A 24,762-nucleotide genomic window follows, 5' to 3' on the forward strand; every position below is an offset into this window, starting at 1 on the left:
AGACGATCAGTGCAGCACCAGTAACACGGGGCGGGCAAGTTGAGCGCATCTTTATGCATTCCTTGCCCGCCCCGACCGTTCGGGTCTGCTGCAATCGCCGCAAGAACCCAAGGATCCCTTAACGGACACTCAATGTGGTAACGGGCGAAGCTTGAAGATGAGAATTCCGAGGTACTTGTTCATCCACGCCAGTTTGTGAGGATAGCGACGACCTGCGTCCGCGGATAGTTGTGGCTCCACCGTGATCTCTATCCACAGGCCGGCTGCGCTGAACACGTTGAGCAAGTCGGACATCGTGTATGCCCGCTTGGTAAGCGAAATCTGCTCATTCCACCCGCTGCGGTAGGAGAACGTCGAACCGGAGAAGTACTCCTCACCCAAGGACGTGTCGTTTTTTCGGCTCGCTCAAGGGCGTATCGAATCGGCTGAGTTCTGGTCAACAGGATGAAGCCGTCATCGGTCAGCAACGACGTGGCTTCTCGGAGAGTTCGAACCGGGTCGGGCGTGTATCCGAAGGACTGGAGGAAGAGAATCCGGTCGAACTTCCGTCCCGAGAGTTCAGGAATCGCGCCCAAGTCAGACAAGTCACCACTGATGAGCTCTAGACCCTCCGGCCTGTCCGTGACGAAGTTCCCACTAATATCGACGCCGATCGAGGCAACGGCTCCGTCCTGAACCAGCTCAACGAGCTTTCCGCCGTTGCCGCAGCCGAGATCGAGCACTGACCGCCCCGTGATCTCGCCAAGAATTTCTCGCTGGGCAGGCCACTCCACCAGGCGGTCCAGCGAGTCCTCTCGGGCCCGAGCCTTTTCGTAGTCCGGGGCGAGACGCGCCCAAGGCTTCGCGGTCTGGCGACCGGTCCCGAGTAGTGTGGTTTGCATGTCTGGGTCGTCTATCCTCGTCACCCTGTGAACGATACTCGGTGCCTCGACAAGCATGCCCCTTTGGGATCCCTGTACGGACACGGAACGGCTGTGCAGACGGCTTCTGACATTCCGTGCAGACGACTTCGGAAAATGACACCAACGCTCGAATTCCAGCGTCGCAGAAAACGTTGAGGGCCCTGGGCTCTCAATTATGCTTCGCTCCCGGTGCCGGCCCCCATCAGCCCGCCAGGAGATAGACCGTGCAGTTCGGCGGCACGCCATCCCCCACAGCAGGAGATGCCGGAGATTCGGGAGCACTGGACAGCGCCACGCTGAACCCTTCTGGAACGGGAGCCCAGCTGGATCCGAGGTTGGCCAGGACCAGGACGTCGCCGTTGTGGAAGGCCAGGATGCCACGCGCCGGCTGATGCGCGTCAGCCCACTGAAAGGTCCCGGAGCCCAGGCCGTGGGCCGCGCGCAGCTTGAGCGCTGAACGGTAGAGCTCCAGTGTGGAGCCCGCAACGCCGTCCTGCCGGTCGGCCGCCAGCTCACCAAAAGAAAGGGGCTGGGGGAGCCACGGGGCCGCGGGCTTGCCGGCAGCGGGCGTCGGGTCGCCGGCACCGCCGTCAGACGCGCCGCCGTCGGGCGCAGCGCCGCCGGACGCCTGAGCGGCGGTGAACGCGGCAGCGAAGCCGTAACCGGGCTCGTCCGCCTTCCAAGGGAGCGGCACCCTGCAGCCGTCCCGGCCGATTTCCGCCCCGTTGGTCCGAAAGAAAGTGGGGTCCTGGCGGGCCTCATGTGCCAGCGTCGTGTGCTCCGGAAGCCCTAGCTCCTCGCCTTGGTAGATGTAGGCGGAGCCCGGCAGCGCCAGAGAGACCACGGCCGCGGCGCGGGCCCGTGCCAGCCCAAGGGCCCCATCGGGCTGCTCGTCCTCTGCGGCGATGCCCTTGGGAAAGGTTGTGGGATCCTTCAGCCCGAACCTGGAGGTGTGCCGGACGGTGTCGTGGTTGCTCAGGACCCAGGTGGACGGCGCTCCCACCGAGGAGGCGGCCATCAAGGACGCCTCAATGGCTTCGGCCATGCGCTCGGCGTCCCAGCCGGCAAGGAGGAAATCGAAATTGAAGGCTTGCTGCATTTCGTCCTTCCGGATGTACCGGACCAACCGCTCCGCCGGTTCCACCCACGCTTCCGCCACCAGCATGCGGTCCCCGCCGTAGGACGCGAGGAGCCGGTTCCAATCGCGGTAGATGTCATGCACGCCATCTTGGTCAAAGAATGGCGAGGGCGGGTATACCGGCGAAACCGCACGGTGTGGCTCCTGCGCGTCCGAGTGCGCTCCGGGCGCCTCACCGGGCGGCGCGGGGACGGCCACGGGAGCCGGTTCGGCAGCGCCTTCGACCATCGAAGCCACACCATCCCAATCGGGAAGGCCCTCTTCCTTGACCATTCCGTGCGCTACATCCACGCGGAAGCCGTCCACTCCACGGTCCAGCCAGAAGCGCATCACAGACCGCATCTCCTCCCGGACTTCTGCGTTGTTCCAGTTCAGATCCGGCTGTTTGGTGTCGAAAAGGTGGAGATACCATTCACCGGGGGTGCCGTCGGCCTCGGTGACCCTGCTCCATGCCGGGCCGCCAAAGATCGATTTCCAATTATTGGGTGCCAGCTTGCCATCGCCGGAACCGGGGACTTCGTCCTTGCCAGGACGGAAGATGTAGCGGTCCCGCTGCCTGGACCCAGGTGGGGACGCCAGGGCCTGCTGGAACCAGGCGTGCTCGTCCGAGGTGTGGTTCGGAACAAGGTCCACAATGACTTTGAGCCCCAGGTTGTGAGCTCGCCGCAACATTGTGTCAAAGTCGGCCAAAGTGCCGAAAAGCGGGTCGACTTCCCGGTAGTCCGCCACGTCGTAACCGGCGTCGGCTTGGGGTGATTTATAGAATGGTGACAGCCACACGGCATCCACGCCCAGAGCCCGCAGATAGGGCAAACGGGCCGTCACTCCGCGGAGGTCACCCATGCCGTCGCCGTTGGCATCCGCGAAGGAACGAGGGTAGATCTGGTACACCACAGCGCTGGCCCACCAGGACGTGACGGCGGATCCGGGGGTAGGAACGGTCGGGTGGAGCATTTGGTTCCCTCTCAGGTAACGTTTTGATGTAAACGCTTGCATCTCTCACCGCAACGTTACTAGTGTGATTGTCACCACATCAAGCGCACTGCGACTTACTTGTCACTCAGCGAGGAGCTCCAAGAATGAAAACCCGTAGATTCTTACTCCCGGCAGCAACTGCCGGCATCCTGGCCCTGACTCTCTCCGCATGCGGCGGCGGCGGAGGGGGCACCACCGGTGGAGGTGGCGGGGGCAGCGATGCCGACGCCAACCTGGACGGCCGCGGACCTATCACCTACGTTCAGGGCAAGGACAACAGCAAAGTCGTCCGGCCCCTGGTCGACAAATGGAACGCCGCACATCCCGACGAGAAGGTCACCTTCAAAGAGCAGACCGACCAGGCCGACCAGCAGCACGATGATCTGGTCCAGCACTTCCAGGCCAAGGGAGCGGATTACGACGTCGTCGACGTGGACGTCGTCTGGACGGCGGAATTCGCAGCAAAGGGCTGGCTCCAGCCGCTCAAGGACAAGATGACCCTGGACACCAGCGCCATGCTGAAGCCAACGGTGGACAGCGCCACCTACAAGGGAACGCTGTACGCTGCGCCTCAGACCTCTGACGGCGGCATCCTCTACTACCGTAAGGACCTGGTTCCCACTGCCCCCAAAACATGGGACGAGATGATGGGCATGTGCTCCATCGCCAAGGCCAACAACATAGGCTGCTACGCAGGACAGTTCAGCAAGTACGAGGGCCTGACGGTCAACGCGTCCGAGGCCATCAACTCCTCCGGCGGCTCGGTGCTGGATAAAGACGGCAAGCCCAGCCTGAACACAGCCGACGCCAAGGCTGGACTGGGCAACCTTGCGAAGGCCTACGCGGACGGCAACATCCCCAAGGAAGCCATCACCTACAAGGAAGAAGAAAGCCGGCAGGCTTTCCAGGACGGCAAGCTGCTGTTCCTGCGCAACTGGCCCTACGTCTACAACCTGGCTACCACTGAGGGTTCCTCTACCGTCAAGGACAAGCTGGGGATGGCAGCCCTTCCGGGCAAGTCGGGCCCCGGAGCTTCATCGCTGGGCGGACACAACATCGCTGTCAGTGTCTACTCCAAGAACAAGGCTACGGCGCTTGATTTCCTGAAGTTCATGACCTCTGAAGAGACTGAGAAGTTCTACGCGACCCAGGGATCACTGGCTCCCGTGCTCAGCGCCCTGTATGAGGACAAGGACCTCGTGGCCAAGCTGCCGTACCTTCCGGTGCTGAAGACCTCCATTGAGAACGCTGTTCCGCGTCCGGTTACACCGTTCTACCCGGCCGTCACCAAGGCGATCCAGGAGAACGCATACTCGGCCATCAAGGGCGAGAAGCCAGTGGATACAGCACTGTCTGATATGCAGAAGTCCATCGAGTCCGCCGGTGCAGGATCGTAGTTTAGCCATGGCAACTGAATTGGGCCCGACGCCGGTAAAACGGCCGGCGTCGGGCGGTACCGAAACTCATCGCCCACCCAAAGGCGTGGGGGAAGACAACAGGATCAAGAGCCAGGGCAAATGGGCCACCTGGCTGCTGGCCCCCACTATTCTCGCCTTGGCCGTGGTGATCGTTTACCCGATCATCAGCGCCATCGTGATGTCCTTCCAGAAAGATGCGGGACTGGACCCAGCCACTGGCCTGTTCGTCCAAGGCGGACCGGCCGGCATCCAGAACTACGTTAACTGGCTGGCCCAGCAGTGTGCGGCGCCCAACGGCGGAACTGTTGCATGCCCACCCGGGACTTTGGGAGGGCAGTTCTGGTCTGCGACAGCCACCACGTTCTTGTTCACCATTGTGACGGTGACGCTGGAAACAGTGCTCGGCTTCTGGATGGCCATGATCATGGCCAGGACCTTTAAAGGCCGCAGCCTGGTCCGTGCCGCCGTCCTGGTGCCCTGGGCGATCCCCACGGCCGTGACGGCCAAGCTGTGGTTCTTCATCTTCGCGTTCGAGGGAATTGCCAACAAGCTCTTCAACACCACGATTTTGTGGACGGGCAGCGAATGGCCGGCAAAATGGGCCGTTATCATCGCAGACGTCTGGAAGACCACGCCGTTCATGGCGCTGCTCATCCTGGCGGGCCTGCAGATGATCCCGGCGGAGGTCTACGAGGCGGCCAAGGTTGACGGTGCTTCGGCATTGCAGCGCTTCCGGATGATCACCCTCCCGCTGGTCAAGCCGGCACTGATGGTGGCCGTCCTGTTCCGGACACTGGATGCTCTGCGGATGTTCGACCTCCCGTACATCCTGACAGGGGGGGCAAACAACACAACCACACTCTCCATCCTGGTGATCAACCAGATCAGGCAAGGCTTCAATGCAGCCGCGGCACTGTCAACGATCACGTTCGTCATCATCTTCCTGGTCGCTTTTATCTTCGTCCGGTTCCTTGGTGCGAACGTCGTGGAGCAAAGCGGCGCCACTCCTAAGGGGAAGAAATGACTACCGCGACAGCAGCCTCCGATCTGCGTGCACGGCAGGACAAGGGCCGCAAGACGGCGCAGAACCGCGAGAAGTGGGCTCAGGGCCGGACGTATATCAGCGCAGCAATTGTCCTGATTTGGTGCTTGGCACCGGCCTACTGGATGGTGGTGACCGCGTTCCGGGAGGTTGGCTTTACCTACGACACCTCGATCTTGCCCAGCCATATCACGCTTGACAACTTCAATACGGCGTTCGACACCTCGTTCGGAAACCACTTCGGACAGGCGTTGCTCAATAGCGTCTTCATTGGAGTTGTGGTGACCGCGATTTCCCTGCTGATCGGCGTTTTCGCCGCTTACGCGCTGGCCCGCCTGAACTTCCGGTTTAAGTACTTGGTGCTGGGCTTCATCCTGGGGGCGTCCATGTTCCCGGGCGTTGCCCTGATCACCCCGCTGTTCCAGCTGTTTACCAACATCGGCTGGATCGGCACGTACCAGGCGCTGATCATTCCCAACATTTCGTTTGTGTTGCCGCTGACTGTCTACACCATGACGTCCTTCTTCCGGGAGATGCCATGGGAGCTTGAGGAATCAGCGCGTGTGGACGGATGTACGCAGGGGCAGGCATTCCGTAAGGTGATCATGCCACTGGCGGCACCCGCGATCTTCACCACGGCAATCCTCGCCTTCATCTCCTCCTGGAATGAATTCTTGATTGCCTCCCAGCTATCAAGCGATAAGACTCAACCTGTAACGGTGGCCATTGCGAACTTTGCCGGGGCGCAGCCGAACCAGATCCCGTATACCGCGATCATGGCAGCCGGCACTATTGTCACCATTCCGTTGGTGATCCTGGTGCTGGTCTTCCAGCGCAAGATTGTCGCGGGCCTGACAGCAGGTGCAGTCAAGTGACGGAGAACGTTTCCCGCCCCCCGCAGCCAAAAGGGGCGGGAAGCGGACGCCCGCTGGAGCGCTCAGGCGAGGACTTTGACATCATCATCGGGTTCCTGGGCTTCTGGGCAGTGGTCCTGCTGGCAGTCACTGTCTGGATGGAAGTCACTGCCCAGCCCGCGCTCGGCTGGGCGCTCGGCCTGCTGGCCACCCTGGTGGCGATCTACGGGATGGTCCGGCTCCGCCGTCGGCTGCCCGCCCGCAAATAGCGCCAGCAAGTCGCCCTCCCGGCAGGTAACACTGCGAAGTAGGGGGACCGCAAAATACTATGGTTCCGGTACCGCAGGGCTCTGCGACGCCTGCATGGAGCTGATGAGGGGACACCGTGGCACGCTCAAGTGAAAGGTCTCAACGGGGCGGCCACAGTGGCGTCAGCATTGAGGACGTGGCGGCGGCCGCCGGCGTGTCCACCGCCACCGTGTCCAGGGCCGTCCGGGGACTGCCCAGGGTGTCGCCGGCTACGCGGGAGAAGATCCTTGAGGTAGCCGCGGCCCTGGGCTACGTGGCTTCCTCATCGGCCTCCGGATTGGCGACGGGACGGACCAAGACCATCGGGGTGCTCGCCCCATTTGTGAGTCGCTGGTTCTTTTCCAAAGCCATCGAGGGCGCGGATCGGGAACTGCATGCCCGCCACTACAACCTCTCCTTGTTCAACCTCGGCGGGCACGGCAGTAACCGTGAACGGCTCTTCAGCAAAACCATGGTCTACAAGCAGATCGACGCCCTGCTGGTTCTCTGCATGGCGCTCACCCATGACGAGCTTGACCACCTCCAGAAGATCGATATCCCGCTGGTAGTGGTCGGCGGGCACGTGGAAGAATGCCCTTATATCGGCATTGACGACTACGCCGCAGCTTCAACCGCGGTCAGGCACCTGATTGATCTGGGGCACCGCGACATCGCGCTTATCCACGGCGACGACGAAACCGATCTGAACTTTGATGTGCCCCGCGTCCGGATGCTGGCGTTTACGGAGGTCATGCAGGGCGCCGGCCTGCCCATCCGTCCCGAATGGGATGAGTGGGGCGATTTCACAGTGCGGAGCGGCCAGGAGGCCTTCCGCCGCCTATGGGCACGCCCCGGTCCCAAACCCACTGCCATCTTCTGCGCCTCCGACGAAATGGCCATGGGCGTCATTTTCGAAGCCGCCCGGACCGGTGTCCGCGTGCCCGAAGAACTTTCCGTTGTCGGCATCGACAACCACGATTTTGCTGATGCCATGGGACTGACCACGGTTGGCCAGCGGCCCGACGAGCAGGCCGAGTTGGCCACCAAGATGCTCCTTGACGAACTGGACGGCATGGGCGGCTCGGTTCGGTCCGCCGTCGCGCCCCACGAACTCATCGTCAGACGTACGACGGCGCCGCCTCCAACTTAGGGAAGTCGCTCACGCAACGAGCTGGTCCAGCCCTCTCGGTTATGTCAGCACCGGTCAGGAAGCGCGGGCCAGCTGCCGGATGGGGATCCACCGGGATGCCAGCCGCCGGTAGGCGGCCGCCGCGCCGGTCATGTCACCCTCAGCCAGGCACTCGATGCCGAGCCGGATGTCCATGGGGGACTCATCCGGGTAGACCTTGTCAGCCACCGCACCGTAATCCAGCTCCACCATGGAATTCACATGGAACAGTTCCAGCCATTCCGTCAGTTGCGCGAGATCATCCAGCATGTCCAGGTCCGGCGCAGCCAGGGCCAGGTTGGCCACGGCGTAGCGCGCCCGTTCCATGGCCTCGGTGATTGGGGTCCACACCCTGACCGTGAGGATTCGTCCGCCCGATTCCACGACGTCCTTGTGGTCCGATTCCATAAACAGCGAGAACCAGCTGAAGGGGATGCCCCAGGTTGAGGCGCGCGTGTGCACCCTGATGGATCCGTCGCGGGCCTTGACCTGGTCGATTCGCTCCTGGTGCTTGTCCCGCTGTTCCTCCGGAATCAGCATTTCGGCCAGGGGCCCGTGGATGCCTTCCATCAGGGCGTTGGCTGCCAGGCCGGCGCGCAGGACAAGCTGGCTGGGGCAGTAGAGCAGGACAGGGCCGGAGCCAGAGCCATTGGCATCGTCCCCGTCGGTCCTGGGAGCAGAGCCAGCGGCGCCGTCAGATGTTTCTGGTGTTGTGTTCCCTCCGGGCGCGCCTGCCGTCGGGGCCTTGGAAGCGGTGGTGACACGCACCAGGTCAGTCCGGCCGGTGGGAAAGGGATCCCCGCCGGCCCGGGTGATCCGGCCCAGGGATGCCAGCAGCTCGGCGTTTTCGACGGCCGCACGGGAAGCCGTGCGTGCCCCGGCGGTCTGGATGGCCTGCCGTTGTTCCTCCGGGAAGGCATCCAACGGCTCGTAGACGCGCAGGGTGGATGAGAACGGCAGGCCGGCCTGGCCCCGGTAGAGGTTTCCGGTCATCGCAGTCTCCTTTCGGGGGTCCAGGATGCAGCCATCACTCGGCCAGGTCCACCAACACGGGAGCGTGGTCGGATGCGCCCTTGCCCTTGCGTTCCTCGCGGTCGATCGAGGCGCCCGTCACGCGTGCGGCCAAGGCTGGGGACGCGAGCACGAAGTCGATCCGCATGCCCTGCTTCTTGGGAAAGCGCAGCTGGGTGTAGTCCCAGTAGGTGTAGACACCCGGGCCGGGAGTGTACGGGCGCACCACGTCTGTGAAGCCCGCGGCTTCAATAGCGCGGAAGGCGGCCCGCTCAGGTTCGCTGACGTGGGTGTATCCCTGGGAAAGGAAGAGGTCGATGTCCCAGACGTCCTCGTCCCGAGGGGCGATGTTCCAGTCGCCCATCAGGGCAATCTGGGTATCGGGGTTGTGGGTCACAATGCCCTGGGCATGCTCCTTCAGGGAGTCCAGCCAGCCGAGCTTGTACGGCATATGTTCGTCGTTGAGGGCCCGCCCGTTGGGCACGTAGAGGCTCCAGACCTGGACGCCGCCGCACGTGGCGGCGATGGCGCGGCACTCCTGCACCGGGTCCGTGCCGGCCTTGCCGAACCCGGGCTGTCCCATAAAGGCGCGCTCCACGCCCTCCAGGCCCACCCGGGAGGCGATGGCCACGCCGTTCCACTGGTTCATGCCGAAATGGGCAACCTCATAACCCATGCGCTCGAAGAGCTCCCACGGGAAGTTGTCGTCAGTGCATTTGGTTTCCTGAATAGCCAGGACATCGCAGTCACTGCGCCGCAGCCAGCCCTCCACGCGGTCGGCGCGGGCACGGAGCGAGTTTACATTCCAGGTAGCAATCTTCACAGTCCCTAACTTACCTTGGCAGCGCTGCGGCGGGGAAAGCCCCTGGCCCGGCCTGCCGGGCTGCTTCGAGCGCTCTGGAATTTAGTAGGAAGTCCGAGTATATTCGCTTGCAGAGATGACCTGCATCACATCCGAAGGAGCATTCAGCCATGGTGCATGAACTATCCCATTACGTCGGCGGCCAGCGGGTGAGCGGGACATCCGGCCGCTACAGCGACGTTTTTGATCCCTGTACTGGACAGGTCCAGGCCCGGCTGCCCCTGGCCAGCACGGCAGAAGTCCAGAACGTGGTGGCCACCGCGGAGAAGGCGCAGCTCGAATGGGGCGCCATGAACCCGCAGCGCCGCGGCCGAATCCTGCTCAGGTTCGTTGACCTGGTGAACCAGAACATGGACGAGCTCGCCACGCTCCTCTCCTCCGAGCACGGCAAGACGCTTCCTGATGCCAGGGGCGACATCCAGCGCGGGATCGAGGTGGTAGAGTTCGCGGCCGGCGCCCCGCACCTGCTCAAGGGAGAGTTTTCCGACGACGCCGGCACCGGCATCGACGTCCACTCCCTGCGCCAGCCGCTGGGTGTGGTCGCGGGTATCACCCCGTTCAACTTCCCGGCCATGATCCCGCTGTGGAAATCGGGCCCGGCCCTCGCCGCAGGCAACGCCTTCATCCTTAAGCCCTCCGAACGTGACCCCTCGGTGCCGCTGCGCCTGGCCGAGCTGTATTCGGAAGCGGGGGTGCCGGACGGCGTCTTTAACGTGGTCAACGGGGACAAGGAAGCGGTGGACGCACTGCTCGAAGACCCGCGCGTCAAGGCTGTCGGCTTCGTGGGCTCGACGCCCATTGCCCAGTACATCTACGCCACCGCCGCGGCCCATGGAAAGCGCGCCCAGTGCTTTGGCGGGGCCAAGAACCACATGGTGATCATGCCGGACGCGGACCTGGAGATGGCGGCGGATGCCCTGATCGGGGCCGGCTACGGTTCAGCGGGGGAACGCTGCATGGCCATTTCCGTGGCCGTCCCTGTTGGTAAGGAGACTGCTGACAGGCTTGTGGCCAAACTTCAAGACCGGGCCAGGGGCCTCACCGTGGGCCATAGCCTGGATAAGGACTCAGACTTCGGCCCCGTCGTGGCTGCCAGCGCAAAGCAACGGATCGAGGGCTACATCCAGTCAGGCGTCGACGAAGGCGCCACACTTCTGGCTGATGGACGCGGTCTCACCGTGGACGGCTACGATGGCGGCTTTTGGGTGGGCCCTACGCTCTTCGACAACGTCACCAAGGACATGAAGATCTATAAGGAAGAGATTTTCGGTCCAGTCCTCAGCGTACTCCGCGCCGCCGATTATGATGAGGCGCTGCGGCTTTGCAGCGAGCATGAATTCGGCAACGGAGTGGCCATTTTCACCCGCGACGGCGACGCCGCCCGCGACTTCGCGAGCCGCGTGGAAGTGGGAATGGTGGGAATCAACGTGCCCATTCCGGTCCCCATCGCCTACTACACCTTCGGCGGCTGGAAAGCATCCGGATTCGGTGACCTCAACCAGCACGGCGCCGACGCCTTCCGTTTCTATACCAAGACCAAGACGGTCACCACGCGCTGGCCCTCCGGGATCCGGCAGGGCGCCAGCTTCGTGATGCCCGAAGGAAGCTGATGGCGGATCTTCCGGCGGAAATGCCAGAGGCAGCGCCAGACGGCGCGGAGGTGCTGTTCGAGCGTCGCGGCCGCCTGGGTGTTATCACCCTCAACAGGCCTAAGGCCGTCAACGCGCTCACCGCCGGGATGGTGGCAGCGATGTTGGAGCAGCTCACTGCCTGGGCGGACGACGACGGCGTGGCCACCGTCCTGGTGCACGGCGCCGGAGAGCGGGGCTTGTGTGCAGGCGGGGATATTGTGGCCATTTACCAGGACATGCTCAGCGGAGGGGCGCAAACGGCGGACTTCTGGCAGTCGGAATACCGTCTGAATGCCCTGATTTCCGGTTACCCCAAGCCGTATGTGGCTTTCATGGATGGACTGGTGCTGGGTGGTGGCGTGGGGATCTCAGCGCACGGGTCGGTCCGCGTGGTCACCGGCCGGACCCGGATGGGCATGCCGGAGACCACCATCGGATTTGTCCCCGACGTCGGAGGGACCTGGCTGCTTGCGAGGTCGCCTGGGGAGGCCGGCACGCATGCGGCCCTGACAGGCGCCCATCTGAGCGGCGCGGATGCGTTGTTCCTGGGCCTGGCGGACCACTACGTCGCGTATGAAACCCTTCCTGACCTGGTGGAGGCGCTCGAAAGCGAAACCGCGGGAGCCGCCGTCGGACGCTTCGCCGAAAAGCCGCCAGCATCCGCGCTGGAGGCGCAGCGGGACTGGATAGACACCTGCTACGCCTCCCCGGATGCCGAGGAAATTCTCCGCCGGCTCCGGGAAACCGGGGGAGAGGCAGCCGAGGCCGCCCGGACCATCGAAGGGAAGTCACCCACTGCTGTGAAGGTGGCGCTGGAATCCCTGAGGCGCGTAAAGGGCCTGACACTGGAAGAAGCGCTGGCACAGGAATACCGGGTGGGCCTCAGGTTCCTGGCCGCCCCCGACTTCCGCGAAGGGATCCGGGCGCAGGTGGTGCACAAGGACCGCACACCGCAATGGAATCCCGCCACGCTGCCCGAGGTGCGGGCAGCGGATGTGGAGCGGTTTTTCGCGCCGCTGGGCGACAGAGAACTGAACCTTCGGTCAAAGGAGACGGACAATGCCTAACAACGCCACCATCGCTTTCCTGGGACTGGGCCATATGGGCGGACCCATGGCGGTAAACCTGGTCAAAGCGGGATACGACGTGGTGGGCTTCGACGTGGTTCCCGCCGCACTCGAGGCCGCGAAGGCCCACGGCGTATCCACCGCGGCGAGCCCGGACGAGGCAGTGGCCGGAGCAGGAGTGGTGCTGACCATGTTCCCCAGCGGCCAGCATGTACTGGATGCCTACCGAGGCACGGATGGCCGGCCCGGTCTCCTGGCCGTGGCGGCCCCGGGCACCATGTTCCTGGACTGCTCCACCATCAACGTTGACGAGGCGCGGGAGGCTTCCGCGCTTGCCATCGACGCCGGACACAGGGCAGTGGACGCTCCGGTCTCCGGGGGTGTGGTGGGCGCAGAGGCGGGGACCCTGACTTTCATGGTGGGCGGCGAGCCGGAAGACTTCGAGGCCGTCCGGCCGTTGCTGGAAGTGATGGGCAAGCGGGTGGTCCACTGCGGTGGCCACGGAGGGGGCCAGGCGGCGAAGATCTGCAACAACCTGATCCTGGGAGTCTCCATGATTGCCGTGAGCGAGGCATTCGTGCTGGGGGAGAAGCTGGGTCTGACCCACCAGGCCCTGTTCGACGTCGCCTCCGCCGCGTCCGGGCAGTGCTGGGCGCTAACCACCAACTGTCCCGTGCCTGGCCCTGTTCCCACGAGTCCAGCCAACCGCGACTATCAGCCAGGCTTTGCCGGAGCGTTGATGGCCAAGGACCTCAAGCTCGCCGTGAATGCCCTGCAAGGCAGCGGTGTGGCAGCACGTATGGGCCCGCTCGCTTCGGAAATCTACGATACGTTTGCCGCGGAAGGCGGCGCCGGGCGGGACTTCTCAGGGATCATCACGGATATCCGGGAGAAGTCACGAACAGAGGCGGGCGGATTGCAGAAAGACGACGGGAGTCAGGAATGACGGAGTACGCGAACATCCTCGTGGAGCGGCGCGGACGGGTGGGCCTGGTGACGCTGAACCGGCCGGAGGCGCTGAACGCCCTGAACCAGGACACCATGGAAGAACTGGTGGCCGCAGTCCGGGTCATGAACACCGACCCCGGGGTGGGGGCCGTGGTGATCACCGGCTCCTCGAAGGCATTCGCCGCCGGCGCCGACATCAAGGAGATGGCCTCCCAGGGCTACATGGAGATGTATGCCGCTGACTGGTTCCGCGGCTGGGAGGACTTCACCCGGCTCCGCATTCCCACCATCGCAGCAGTGTCCGGCTTCGCGCTGGGCGGTGGCTGCGAGCTGGCCATGATGTGCGATCTCATCATCGCCGGGGACAACGCGAAGTTCGGGCAGCCGGAGATCAATCTCGGCGTACTGCCGGGGATGGGGGGCTCCCAGCGCCTCACCCGCGCTGTGGGCAAAGCCAAGGCAATGGACCTGATCCTTACGGGGCGTACCATCGGCGCGGAGGAGGCAGAGCGCATCGGCCTGGTCTCACGCGTGGTGCCCGCGGCGGACGTGGTGGAGGAAGCGCTCAAGGCCGCCGAGGTCATTGCGTCCAAATCAAAGCCGGTAGCCATGGCGGCGAAGGAAGCCGTGAACGCCGCCTATGAGACCGGCCTGGCCCAGGGCGTCCTGTTCGAGCGCCGGATCTTCCACTCACTCTTCGCCACCGAAGACCAGAAGGAAGGCATGGCTGCCTTCACGGAGAAGCGCCAGCCCGAGTTCAAGCACCGCTGACCCGTCGATTGCTCCACAAGAGCCCTTTCCCGGCTGAAAACGGCGGTTACGGAGCAGCCGATGGGAATTCGCGATACGGAGTGGAACGGGGAGACTGAATGTGGGAAACAGCCGAGGCGGCGTCAGATGCAGCGGACAACCTGACCGGGCTCGTGGGGATGGCCGCCCAGGCCATCGACGCCTTGGGCGAATGGGGCGTGGGACTGTTCACCCTTGCGGAAACTGTAGTTCCGCCCATCCCAAGCGAGGTTATCCTTCCCCTGGCGGGTTATCTCGCGAAGCAAGGATCCCTGAGCCTGGTCCTCGTCTTCATCACCAGCACCTTGGGCGCCTATTTTGGCGCCCTCCTGTTGTACTGGCTGGGGGCCAAGCTGGGCCTGGAAAGGTCCATCCGCGGCCTCTCCCGGCTTCCGCTGGTGGACAGGGAAGACTTTGACAATGCAGCAGGCTGGTTCCGCCGCCACGGCAGATCATCGATCTTCTTCGGACGCCTGCTCCCCGGCGTCCGGAGCCTCATTTCGCTTCCGGCCGGCGCCTCAACCATGCACCTGGGCACCTTCAGCCTCTTCACCCTTGCTGGAAGCGGCCTGTGGAACGGGGCACTCATTGGCCTGGGTTTCCTGCTGGGCACCCAGTACCGGTTGATCGAGCAGTATTCGCGGTTCCTGAATTACGCCGTCTACGTTGTGCTGGGACTGATGGTGGCAGGGCTCGTGGTCAGGAACATTCGCCGCAGATCCGGGCGCTAGGAACTCTCATTAACAGGGCCCTGTTCCAGTCTGCTGACAGGGCTGAGGACCCGAGCGAAAACAATGACCAGCAGGCCGGCGAGGGGAACGACGAGAAGGCCGAGCCGAAGCGAAGAGGCGTCTGCTATAGCACCCACGATGGGGGGCGAAAGCAGGAACCCGAGGCGTAGTAACCAGCTGACGATTGTGAGGCCTTCACCTGGACGGAATCCTGGCAGCTCGTCTGCGGCGTGCATGGCAGCAGGGATGAGGGTCGAAACGCCGAGACCGGCGAGACCGAACCCAATGACGCTGCCGATGACAGTTGGGAAGGATAGGGCCAGGCCCATACCAACCAGGACGATCAGGCCTCCGGCGCGTGCAACGGCGCGTTGGCCGAACCGGTCCACAAGCCGGTCACCGAGTATCCGCCCCACGAACTGCATTCCTTGCAATGCCACGAAACCTGCTCCCGCCACGAAGGCCGAAGCGCTAAGGGAGCCCGAGAGGTAAATGGCGGACCACGAGCTGCCGGAATCCTCCACGAGTGCCCCGGCGGAGGCAATGATCACCAGGGCAAGGAGTGCCCCGTACTTGGCCTTGGCTGGAAGCATCCCGCCGGAGCGGTTCGGGGCGGCACTTCTCGAATCGCTTTCGCCGGCGGGTTCGAGGGGTTCCGGCCCGGAAAGCAAAAGCCTGTAAGACAGGACCGCCATAAGGCTGAAAACCGCTGAGGCGATGCCGAGTTGGATGGGAGGAGCCACGGACAGTTCTGCTGCAGCCGCGCCGAGGAGGCCTCCAGCGACGGCCCCGACACTCCACACAGCATGGAATGAGTTAAGAATCGACCTTCCGTAGAGCCGCTGCACCCTAAGGCCATGGGAATTCTGCGCCACGTCGGTGATGGAATCCATTGCTCCGGCAACGAAGAGACCGCCGGCGAGCGCCACCCAGGCAGGCGCACTGCCGGCCAGGAGGATTCCAAGCGAGGCGAGGACTGTGGCAACGATTGCCACTCTGGAGGACCGGAACCGACGGACGAGCATGCCTGCGCTCAGGCCGGCCAGAAGTGCGCCCAGAGGGAACGCGGCAACCGCGAGGCCGAATTCCCCGTTGGTTAGCGCGAGATTGGTTTTGATGTCCGGGTACCTCGGCAGCAGGCTTGCGAAGATGGCGCCGTTCGTGAAGAACAATATGTTGACCGCGAGGCGGGCACGACGCGCCTCCCTTGTGGGCTGTTGAGCTAAGAGCGGCGCAATCGTCATCAATGGGTTCGATTCTTCTGCAGTGAAAACGTGAACGTTCACGAACTCCTTAAACAGTACGGGAGGCCGAGGGCTTTGGCCAGAGCGCGGATTGATATCTCCAGCTACTTATTACATCCCATTTAATAAGACCTATTGCAAACACCGTCACCACACCATATTTTGGAGTTCAGCCCGGTTCCCAGCCCGGGAGGTCTGGCAATAGGCCAATGACAACCACCTCTGGAGAACCGATGACGCTTCAACTGAGATTCAAGGCCGCCTTGGCAGCCTTGCTCATCGCCGCCACGAGTCAATTGGCGGCGGGCGCTGCGAACGCAACAACAACGGCGCCCACACCTTCCCCCACCGCCGAGCCCACGTACCTGTTTGCCTTCGGCGCCAACGGTGCAGGACAAACTACTCTTCCGGCCGGCTACAAGAACGATCCCATTGTTCAACTGGCAGCGGGCAATAGTCACACGGTCGCCGTGACGCAGCCCGGCCGGCTCCTGGCCTGGGGCTCCAACGCAGCCGGTCAATCCACGGTTCCCGCCACAGGCAAGACCAAGTTCTCTGCAGTCGCCGCAGGCGCCAGCCATTCACTGGCCCTGTCCAAGGATGGCGGCGTTATTGCCTGGGGTGGCAACTCCAGCGGGCAGTCGACTGTCCCCACAGCGGCCCTGTCCGGGATCAAGGAGATCTCCGCCGGCGGGAGCAACTCACTGGCGCTGAAGACCGACAACAGTCTGGTCGCGTGGGGCGACAATGCGTTCGCGCAGAACCAGATCCCCGGTGAACTGGCCGGAAAGCACATCGTCCAGACAGCAACAGGCTCAGGCTTCAACCTCGCCCTTGACACCACGGGCCAGGTCACCGCCTGGGGCCGCAGCGACGTCGGGCAGCTCGAAATTCCGGCAGAGGTCAAGGCTGCACGCATCATCGCGATCTCCGCCGGAGTAACGCACTCCCTCGCCCTGACCGCCGACGGAAAGGTCCTTGCCTGGGGTTCCAACGCGTTCGGCCAGCTCAACGTACCCGCGGAGCTCGCAGCCGAAAAGGTAACGGCCATTGTGGCAGGCGGCTACCACAACCTTGTCGCCACGGAGTCGGGCAAGGTCTTTGCCTGGGGCGAGAACAACGCTGGCCAAAGCACGCTGCCCGCCGGCCTCGGCGCCAAGGTCGTTGCCATGGCAGCCGGTGAGACGCACAGCGTGCTCTTCACCCGCCCCGACGACGGCGCTGCTGCCGTTCCGTTGTCCGGTCAGGGATTAACCCTCCCGCCACAGTCACCCCCAGCCCTGTTCCCCGCCGCAGCTTGGTCCGGGGCACTTGCGCTCGCGGCCGCGGTCCTCGGCATGAGCTTCGTTACGGCGGCTGGCTTCGCCGCCTTCCGCTCCCGGTTGCACCTGGCCGTTCGGGCACTCTCGACGGCCAAGAGCGCCGCCTGGGTCCGCGTCCGGCGGCTAGCCTGCGCAACCCTGGCCGCTGCAGTCGGCGCCTCACTCCTGATTCCGGCCAATCCCGCCATCGCCGTGGAAGGGGCTCCCGCAGGCTTCCCGGAACCCACTCTCGCGCAGTTGGTCTCCACTAATGGTGTGCTGTACTTCGCTAACAGCGGTGCTTCTGTCACGGACAAGGTGGCAGACGGCGACACGCTGGGTATCTTCCAGTCCCGTTCGGACCAGCCGCTGGGCCAGGATGCGAAAACGGGAGGCAGTTGGGGTTATGTCTCGGATGCATTCTCGAATCCGAAGGCCAACACCAGTACCACGCTGGGGAAGTATGACTCCATCCTTTACGACGCCCCGCCAGCCGGCTCTGTCCTGAGCCAGCGCGCCATCAAATACGACTTCGACCTGCCCAGCGGAAGCTACGACGTCACCTTCGGATTCAAGCTCCCCAGCGGCTGGGCTGGCCGCACCATGGACCTGATGGCCGAAGGCGCCATTCTGGGAACCGCATCCGCCGGCAGCACCACTATGGAGAAGACCTTCACCTTGCAGGTTACTGACGGCACCCTGAACCTGCAGGCGCACAGCCAGGCCGGGCGCACCAACACCTTCCTGGACCCGGCCCTGAACTTCGTGCTGATCCGCAAGCCGCTGGACTACACCACCGCGCTGCTCGGCGAAAAGGTCAGGCAGGCCAGCCTGAGCCAGGAGCAGGCAGCCCTGTACGCTGCGGACAGCGTAGACGCGCTACAGCAGAAGCTCGCCGCAGCGCAGTCCCTGGTGGACGCCGCCTCTACAGACTCCGCGGCCATCAGGGCAGCCTACGAGGCAATAGACGCGACAACTAAAGCCCTGCGCAAACTTGTCACATACGACACATTCCGGCCCGGGCAGCCGTGGCTGGACAACAACGCCAAGGCTATCCAGGCCCATGGCGGCCAGGTCATTCCGACGAAGGACGCCGCCGGCAAGACCATCTATTACTGGTACGGCGAGGACCGCTCCAACGGCTATCAGCCCATGCCCGGCGTCCACGCCTACTCTTCCTACGACCTCTACAACTGGAAAGACGAAGGGCTGGCCCTTAAGGCCTTGACCTCCCGCGCCCAGCTGGACTCAGACCCGTACTTCACCTCCCTCTACGCCGACTACACGACGCACGAGAAGGACGCCGTCTTCCGTGATCTGGACAGCAACGGCTCGGGCAACGCCGTCGGCAGGGCCGTTGTTCTGGAACGCCCCAAGGTCATCTACAACAAGTCCACCAACAAGTGGGTTTTGTGGGTCCACGCCGATGGACCGTCCGCAACATCGGACGCGCAGTATGCCAAGGCGCAGGCTGGAGTGGCAGTGTCGGACAGCCCGTTCGGGCCCTTCCGGTACGTCGACAGCTACCGGCTGGACCAGATCCCGGCGAACGATCCCAACAACCAGTACCCGTCGCAGCTGGGCATGGCCCGCGACATGAACCTCTTCCAGGATGACGACGCAGCCCAGACCGGGTACATCGTCTACTCAAGCGAAGAAAACCGCACCATGTACGTTTCGCGGCTCAACGCCAGCTACATGTACCTCAACGTTCCAAAGTCGCGCTCGGTAAACGGCGTGGACTTCAGCCGCAGCTTCCAGGGCCAGGCCCGTGAGGCCCCGGCCATGTTCAAGTACGACGGCATGTACTACCTGATCACGTCCGAAGCTACGGGCTGGGCCGCGAATCCGGCCCGCTATGCCACCGCGTCGTCGCCGCTTGGACCCTGGACGCAGCACGGCAACCCGGCCATCGGGCCGAACGCCAACACCACGTTCTCCTCGCAAAGCACGTCCGTCATCCCCGTTGACGCGGCCGCCGGCAAGTTCATCTACATGGGCGACCGCTGGACCCCGTCGGACCTGGCCAATGCCCCGCAGGTCTGGCTGCCCATGACATTCGACGCAAATGGCGGACTGACATTCGACTGGCACGACACCTGGAAGCTGCAGGACCTCGAAAACCGCGGAAAGTTCAGCGCCCAGATGGACGTTCCCAAACAAGTGGCGCTCGGCGCCGGCCCAAGCGCCTTGCCATCAACCGCCGTGGTCACCCAGAACGGAACCACAACGACGTCGGCAGTCACCTGGAGCGGCGCCGCGTTCAACACACCCGGCAGTGCAACGGTCACGGCGACCTTCGCCTCCAACGGCAGGAGCACCACCTACAGCGTCCTGGTGGTGCCGAAGGGCACCGTCTACCTGGCCGATCCGGGCGGATCAGACACACAGGATTATGCCGACCTGCGGGAGGCCGTATCCGCTCCCGGCCCGCTGTCCAACTCGGTGAAGGACCAGCCCCTGGGCCCGGATCCGACGACGGGTAAGGTCTGGGGCTACGACAACCCGGGCACGTCCACCACATCGGGCAGCTCGATGTTCGCGACGCTTCGCTACGTGACCCAAACCGCCAGCCGCAAGGACCTGTCCTATATCTTCGGTGCACTGGATCCAGGCCAGTACACGGTGTACATCGGACTCTTCGATCCGTGGGCCTCCTCGGCGCCCAACCGTGCAGCCAGGATCAGCATCAACGGGACGGTCGTGACAGCCAGCCAACGCATCGGAGGGACGGACACCACACTGACATATGCAGGCCGGTCCCCGGACGCGGCGGGCAAGCTCAACGTCAATCTGGCGCCGACCACCGTAAACGACATCCAGTTGAGCTGGATCATGGTGGTCAAGAACTAGGAACAGGCACCGGGCGTAATCCCGGTACGCAGGGAAACGCCCCGGTCCTCGGGCCGGGGCGTTTCCCTGCCCAAGAACGCCCTCAGTCGTCCGTGAAGTCGCCGGCGTTACGGCGGAAGCTGCCTAAAATACGGATCAGCTCGTCAATGTCTTCGCTCGCGAATCCCGACTTGCCGAATACGTCGGTATTCAGCACCGCCGTCGCACTTTTGGCGAGGGTACGACCCTCCGCGGTGAGCTCAATCAGGGTGGTGCGGCCGTCGGTGGGGTGCGGTGAGCGGGCCACCAGTCCGGCACTTTCAAGGCGGTCGACGGCGTTGGTCACCGACGTGGGATGGACCTGGAGCAGGGCGCTTGCCTTGTTCATGGGCAGGGTGCCGCTGCGGGCGAAGCTCAGGAGCGCGAGCAGTTCATAGCGGGCGAACGTTAGGCGGAACGGTTTCAGGGCGCCTTCGATCCGTGCCAGCAGGATCTGTTGGGTGCGCATGATCGCCGTGATTGCGGCCATGGAGGCAGCAACATCAGCCCAGCCGTGTTCTTCCCAGTTGCGCCGGGCGTCCGCGATGGGGTCGGGAGCGGCCATGGCTCAGCCCTTCAGCCCCGGAAAGTCCGTCTCGGAGTATTCGATGCCGAACCCGGACGTTCCTGGTCCTGCAGATACGTCTCCGTGGGAAGTACCGCCGTCAACCCTGTGCCTCAATTCTTCGCTGTGCCGCAGTTCCACGCGCCGGATCTTTCCCGAGACGGTCTTGGGCAGCGCCGCGAATTCGAGCCGGCGGATGCGCTTAAACGGAGCCAGATGGTCGCGGCAGTACCGCAGAATGTCCTCGGCCAGCTCCGGGCCTGGCTCATGGCCGGCGGTGAGGACCACATAGGCCTTGGGGACTGACAGCTTGACGGCGTCCGGCGATGGAACCACGGCAGCTTCCGCCACAGCCGGGTGCTCAATCAGGACGCTCTCCAGCTCAAACGGGGACAGCCGGTAGTCGGAGGATTTAAAGACGTCGTCGTCCCGGCCTACGTAGGTGATGATGCCGCGTCCGTCCCGGCTGGCCATGTCTCCGGTGTGGTAGTAGCCGCCGCGGAACGCCTCGGCTGTTTTCTGTGGGTCGCCGTAGTACGCCTTCATGAGCCCGACGGGACGTGGATCCAGGCGCAGGCACAGCTCGCCGTCGTCGGCCTCTTCTCCGGTGTTCGGATCCACCAGCACGACGTCGTAGCCGGGAAGCGGCTGGCCCATCGCGCCAATCTTGACCGGCTGCCCCGGGGTGTTGGCCACCTGGACGGTGGTTTCCGTCTGGCCGAAGCCGTCGCGGATGGTCTGGCCCCAGGCACGCTGCACCTGGTCGATCACTTCCGCGTTCAGCGGCTCCCCCGCGGAGACCACCTTGGCAGGCGGGTTCTTCAGGAGCGTCAGGTCCGCCTGGATGAGCATGCGCCAGACCGTGGGCGGGGCGCAGAAGCTGGTGACATGCTCGCGGTCCATCTGCTCCAGGAGTGCGCGGGCGTCAAAGCGGTCGTAGTTGTAGATGAACACACAGGCCTCGGCGATCCACGGCGCAAACACATTGGACCAGGCATGTTTTGCCCAGCCGGGCGAGGCGACGTTCAGGTGCACATCGCCCGGTTCCAGGCCGATCCAGAACATGGTGGACAGGTGCCCCACCGGGTAGGACGTGTGCGTGTGCTCCACCAGCTTGGCCTTGGACGTGGTGCCAGAGGTGAAATACAGCAGCAGCGTTTCGTCCGCGGTGGTGGGGGCGTCCGGCGTGAAAGCGTCCGGAGAGTCCGCCGAATCCCGATATTGGAACGCCTCGGGATGGACATCGTTCGTTGCGGCAGGGCCACTGTCGCCGACCTCAATGAGGCGGTACTGGCCCGGAACGCCACCAAATTTGCCGATGTTGGAACGTCCGACGGCGGCCCAGCCAGCCTCGCCCCGTTCCACGCGGTCCGCCAGGTCTATGGGGCCCATCAGGGTGGTGGTGGGGATCAGGACGACGCCTAGCTTGATGCCTGCCAGCATCAGCTCCCACAGTTCCACCTGGTTGCCGAGCATGATGATCATCCGGTCCCCGCGGCGCACGCCCTGGCTTCGGAGCCAGTTTGCCACCTGGTTGGATCGGGCAGCGAGGTCGGCGAAGCTGCGGCGGATTGCTGAGCCGTCCTGCTCAACGATCACGAGGGCGGGGTTATTGCCTTTCGTCGGGTCCGTCGCGATCTGATCGAACCAGTCCAGTGCGAAGTTGAATTCTTCGAAACGCGGCCACTGGAACTCGGTCCTGGCCTGGTTGTAGTCCGAACGCAGGGCCAGCAGCCGGTCCCGTGCTGCACGGAAGTCGTCGGTGACTGACATGGGGCACCTTTCGCCAAGTGATGCGCATCACTACTATCCAAACCCTGTGCAATATACTAGGACATCCAAGGGTTTGGAAGAAGAGCGAGGGGATGTTCGCCCGTGCAGCCACAAGGACGTGAGAAGGGCGCTTTGCCAGCTGCCCTGAATGCTGTGCCGGAGGAAGGGCCCGCACCAGCATCCGGGCCCCCGTTTCCGGATGCTGACTTGATGTACATCGTGGACCTCTTGCCGGAATCCGAGCGGGAGCGGTACCTGGAGATCCGGAACTTCCTTCAGTCCTCGGTGCGGCAGCCGTCCATTGAGTACTGGAACCGCGAGGAATTCCCGTTCGGGCTGCTGGCGGAGATGGGCAAGCACGGACTGGGCGGACTGCAGACTGACGGCAGCTCCATGCTCTTCAAGGGCCTGATGTATGTCGAGGTGGCCCGGGCTGACGTGTCCCTCTCCGCGCTGGTGGGGATCCACAACGAACTCATCGTGGGCATGATCAACGAGCTCGGGTCCGAAGAGCAGAAGGAGCGCTGGCTGCCGGGCCTGACGGCTTTTACCCGGCTTGGTGCCTTCGCCCTGACAGAACCGGAGCATGGCTCGGACATCGCCGGCGGCCTGGAGACGTCCGCCCGGCTGGAGAACGGCGAGTGGGTAATCAACGGGGCCAAACGCTGGATCGGCGCGGGGACAATCGCCGACTTTGCGCTTGTCTGGGCCCGCGATGAGGCCGATAGGCAGATCAAGGGCTTCATCGTGGAGACGGACCGCCCCGGTTACACGGCGACCAAGATCTCCAACAAGATCGGCCTGCGGATCATGCAGAACGCAGATATCGTGCTGGACGGGGTCCGCGTTCCGGAGTCCAACCTCCTGCCCGGCGCCACCGATTTTTCGAAGGCCAACCACCTGCTGCGCGATTCACGGGCGTGGGTGGGCTGGCAAGGTGCCGGTATCCAGCTGGCTGCGTTCGACGTCGCCCGTTCGTATTCGCTGGTGCGCAGGCAGTTCGGCAGGGAACTGGCCCGTTTCCAGCTCATCCAGCAGCAGCTGGCTGAAATGCTGGGAAACGCCACCGCTTCGTTGGCGCTGATGGCGCAGCTGGCCAGGATCCAGGAGGACGGCAAGCTGGAAATGGTGCAGGCCGCCATGGCCAAGGCCACCTGCACAAGGTTGGCGCGGGCTTCTGTAGCCATGGGGAGGTCACTGCTGGGCGGAAACGGGATCAGCTCCGACTACGAGATGGGCAAGCTCTTTGGTGATGCCGAGATCCTCTATACGTACGAAGGCAGCTACGAGATCAATTCGCTGATTGTAGGACGGGCCGTGACCGGGAAATCAGCCTTCGTATAGTCCCATCGCCTCTCAGTGGGAATCAGGGTAGCGCCCAGGAGGGCTGATAATCGGCATGCCTTGTGTACGGCAGCGTGAGTGCCTTCAGTACCAGGTCAGTCCAGTGCAGGCCCTGGGCCGTGCTTCCGGTGATGGCGTCACCGTTCTCGAGCAGGCTGGCCAGCGCTGCCTGCCGCGCGGCCCCGACAACTTCCACCACCGCATGTTTCGCCTGGGCCTCCAGGAGCAGCCGTTCCTCATACCAGCGGTCGGATGCAGACAGCGACGGCCTGCCGAGCAGCTCGCCGGACTTCTGCAGGTCTTCACGGATTCGTGCGAGCAGGAACTCCACAATGTCCATGGCGTCACCTTATCGCGGAGGGCTAGGCAGGCAGCGGCAGGCAGAGCAGAACGGCCCCGCTGGTCTCCAGCTGGGCCGTTCTGGTATGTTGAGCTGGCCAGGATATTGCCCGGCCATGATTCTTAGCTTTAGAGCGGACGGATATTCTCTGCCTGAGGGCCCTTCGGACCCTGGGTCACATCGAATTCGACCTTCTGGTTCTCGTCCAGCGAGCGGTAGCCGCTGCTTGAGATTGCCGAGTAGTGGGCGAAAACGTCGGCTGACCCGTCATCCGGGGCAATGAAGCCAAAACCCTTTTCGGCGTTGAACCATTTAACTGTGCCTGTTGCCATGCTGCATTCCTTCGTGTGACTCTGATTTTGCTCCGCCTGCGCAGAGGCTTGCGGCGCGGAGAACTTCTTCCGCTGTCCCAAACGTACGGGGCGTACGCGTCAGGGGCAAGGGTCCGGGGACATCAATTGCCGCGGCAAAGCCCGATCGGCCCCGATTCTGCTGGTCCA

At 63.7% G+C, this 24,762-nt stretch carries 21 protein-coding genes and 1 pseudogene; 12 read left to right on the forward strand and 10 right to left on the reverse strand.

All coding sequences use genetic code 11. The features are described from left to right. Positions 1-129: 129 nt before the first annotated feature. From J7E83_RS21020 to J7E83_RS03100, 3 genes and pseudogenes are all read right to left on the reverse strand, one after another. Positions 130-381: a hypothetical protein gene (locus J7E83_RS21020; RefSeq protein WP_251043393.1), complete on the reverse strand. Its 252-nt coding sequence runs from the start codon at positions 379-381 to the stop codon at positions 130-132. 104 nt (positions 382-485) lie between these two features. Then, positions 486-1,148, reverse strand: a pseudogene (locus J7E83_RS21570) (class I SAM-dependent methyltransferase); the annotation flags it as partial. Beyond that, entirely contained in the window at positions 1,105-2,994 is a 1,890-nt protein-coding gene (locus J7E83_RS03100; protein WP_214958964.1) for a glycoside hydrolase family 13 protein, read from the reverse strand. The pseudogene J7E83_RS21570 and the gene J7E83_RS03100, both read right to left, overlap by 44 nt. Positions 2,995-3,119: 125 nt before the next feature. Here J7E83_RS03100 and J7E83_RS03105 point away from each other — a divergent pair, with 125 nt between their 5' ends. The 5 genes from J7E83_RS03105 to J7E83_RS03125 all read left to right on the forward strand — a co-directional run bounded on the left by J7E83_RS03105 (position 3,120) and on the right by J7E83_RS03125 (position 7,767). Continuing rightward, a complete protein-coding gene (locus J7E83_RS03105) occupies positions 3,120-4,412 on the forward strand; it encodes an ABC transporter substrate-binding protein (protein ID WP_214958965.1) in 1,293 nt (430 codons plus the stop codon). Between the two features lie 7 nt (positions 4,413-4,419). Further along, on the forward strand, positions 4,420-5,457 hold the full coding sequence (locus J7E83_RS03110) for a carbohydrate ABC transporter permease (protein ID WP_214958966.1): 1,038 nt from the start codon (positions 4,420-4,422) through the stop codon (positions 5,455-5,457). Continuing rightward, a complete protein-coding gene (locus tag J7E83_RS03115; RefSeq protein WP_214958967.1) occupies positions 5,454-6,350 on the forward strand; it encodes a carbohydrate ABC transporter permease in 897 nt (298 codons plus the stop codon). The genes J7E83_RS03110 and J7E83_RS03115 overlap by 4 nt, the downstream gene beginning before the upstream one ends. A 53-nt stretch (positions 6,351-6,403) precedes the next feature. Continuing rightward, positions 6,404-6,598: a hypothetical protein gene (locus J7E83_RS03120; RefSeq protein WP_214959189.1), complete on the forward strand. Its 195-nt coding sequence runs from the start codon at positions 6,404-6,406 to the stop codon at positions 6,596-6,598. A 116-nt stretch (positions 6,599-6,714) separates the two neighbouring features. Continuing rightward, a complete protein-coding gene (locus tag J7E83_RS03125; RefSeq protein WP_214958968.1) occupies positions 6,715-7,767 on the forward strand; it encodes a LacI family DNA-binding transcriptional regulator in 1,053 nt (350 codons plus the stop codon). A 54-nt stretch (positions 7,768-7,821) separates the two neighbouring features. Here J7E83_RS03125 and J7E83_RS03130 read toward each other — a convergent pair whose 3' ends face one another. After that, positions 7,822-8,778, reverse strand: coding sequence for a hypothetical protein (locus J7E83_RS03130; protein ID WP_214958969.1), 957 nt, complete (start codon positions 8,776-8,778; stop codon positions 7,822-7,824). 34 nt (positions 8,779-8,812) lie between these two features. Next, positions 8,813-9,619, reverse strand: a complete 807-nt coding sequence (locus J7E83_RS03135) for an exodeoxyribonuclease III (RefSeq protein WP_214958970.1) — start codon at positions 9,617-9,619, stop codon at positions 8,813-8,815. Positions 9,620-9,768: 149 nt separating this feature from the next. Here J7E83_RS03135 and J7E83_RS03140 point away from each other — a divergent pair, with 149 nt between their 5' ends. The 5 genes from J7E83_RS03140 (at position 9,769) to J7E83_RS03160 (ending at position 14,824) form a co-directional block, all read left to right on the forward strand. Then, complete coding sequence (locus J7E83_RS03140) at positions 9,769-11,268, forward strand: CoA-acylating methylmalonate-semialdehyde dehydrogenase (RefSeq protein WP_214958971.1); 1,500 nt, start codon at positions 9,769-9,771, stop codon at positions 11,266-11,268. Beyond that, positions 11,268-12,356: an enoyl-CoA hydratase/isomerase family protein gene (locus J7E83_RS03145; RefSeq protein ID WP_251043394.1), complete on the forward strand. Its 1,089-nt coding sequence runs from the start codon at positions 11,268-11,270 to the stop codon at positions 12,354-12,356. Before J7E83_RS03140 ends, J7E83_RS03145 begins: the two co-directional genes overlap by 1 nt. Beyond that, complete coding sequence (gene mmsB / locus J7E83_RS03150; protein ID WP_214958972.1) at positions 12,349-13,302, forward strand: 3-hydroxyisobutyrate dehydrogenase; 954 nt, start codon at positions 12,349-12,351, stop codon at positions 13,300-13,302. The genes J7E83_RS03145 and mmsB overlap by 8 nt, the downstream gene beginning before the upstream one ends. Beyond that, positions 13,299-14,075 carry an enoyl-CoA hydratase gene (locus J7E83_RS03155; protein ID WP_214958973.1) on the forward strand — a complete coding sequence of 259 codons (777 nt, stop codon included), beginning with the start codon at positions 13,299-13,301 and terminating at the stop codon, positions 14,073-14,075. Before mmsB ends, J7E83_RS03155 begins: the two co-directional genes overlap by 4 nt. 98 nt (positions 14,076-14,173) lie before the next feature. Next, the gene (locus J7E83_RS03160) at positions 14,174-14,824 is read left to right on the forward strand and encodes a DedA family protein (RefSeq protein WP_214958974.1); all 651 of its coding nucleotides are present in this window, start codon (positions 14,174-14,176) and stop codon (positions 14,822-14,824) included. Here J7E83_RS03160 and J7E83_RS03165 read toward each other — a convergent pair. Further along, positions 14,821-16,068, reverse strand: coding sequence for an MFS transporter (locus J7E83_RS03165; protein WP_214959192.1), 1,248 nt, complete (start codon positions 16,066-16,068; stop codon positions 14,821-14,823). The two genes, J7E83_RS03160 and J7E83_RS03165, sit on opposite strands and share 4 nt — an antisense overlap. Positions 16,069-16,301: 233 nt before the next feature. Here J7E83_RS03165 and J7E83_RS03170 point away from each other — a divergent pair, with 233 nt between their 5' ends. Continuing rightward, the gene (locus J7E83_RS03170) at positions 16,302-20,222 is read left to right on the forward strand and encodes a family 43 glycosylhydrolase (protein ID WP_214958975.1); all 3,921 of its coding nucleotides are present in this window, start codon (positions 16,302-16,304) and stop codon (positions 20,220-20,222) included. Between the two features lie 82 nt (positions 20,223-20,304). Here J7E83_RS03170 and J7E83_RS03175 read toward each other — a convergent pair whose 3' ends face one another. Then, positions 20,305-20,805 carry a MarR family winged helix-turn-helix transcriptional regulator gene (locus tag J7E83_RS03175; protein WP_214958977.1) on the reverse strand — a complete coding sequence of 167 codons (501 nt, stop codon included), beginning with the start codon at positions 20,803-20,805 and terminating at the stop codon, positions 20,305-20,307. A 3-nt stretch (positions 20,806-20,808) separates the two neighbouring features. Further along, positions 20,809-22,578 (reverse strand): AMP-binding protein, encoded by a 1,770-nt coding sequence (locus J7E83_RS03180; protein WP_214958979.1) that lies wholly within the window; start codon positions 22,576-22,578, stop codon positions 20,809-20,811. Positions 22,579-22,788: 210 nt separating this feature from the next. Here J7E83_RS03180 and J7E83_RS03185 point away from each other — a divergent pair, with 210 nt between their 5' ends. Beyond that, positions 22,789-23,922 (forward strand): acyl-CoA dehydrogenase family protein, encoded by a 1,134-nt coding sequence (locus J7E83_RS03185; protein ID WP_251043395.1) that lies wholly within the window; start codon positions 22,789-22,791, stop codon positions 23,920-23,922. Between the two features lie 22 nt (positions 23,923-23,944). Here J7E83_RS03185 and J7E83_RS03190 read toward each other — a convergent pair whose 3' ends face one another. Both J7E83_RS03190 and J7E83_RS03195 read right to left on the reverse strand, forming a co-directional pair. Continuing rightward, on the reverse strand, positions 23,945-24,262 hold the full coding sequence (locus tag J7E83_RS03190; RefSeq protein WP_214958981.1) for a DUF6221 family protein: 318 nt from the start codon (positions 24,260-24,262) through the stop codon (positions 23,945-23,947). A gap of 128 nt (positions 24,263-24,390) precedes the next feature. Beyond that, positions 24,391-24,594 carry a cold-shock protein gene (locus J7E83_RS03195; protein ID WP_069950491.1) on the reverse strand — a complete coding sequence of 68 codons (204 nt, stop codon included), beginning with the start codon at positions 24,592-24,594 and terminating at the stop codon, positions 24,391-24,393. Between the last annotated feature and the right edge of the window lie 168 nt (positions 24,595-24,762).

It is taken from the genome of Arthrobacter sp. ISL-48, assembly GCF_018613805.1.
Classification (GTDB): Bacteria; Actinomycetota; Actinomycetes; order Actinomycetales; family Micrococcaceae; genus Arthrobacter.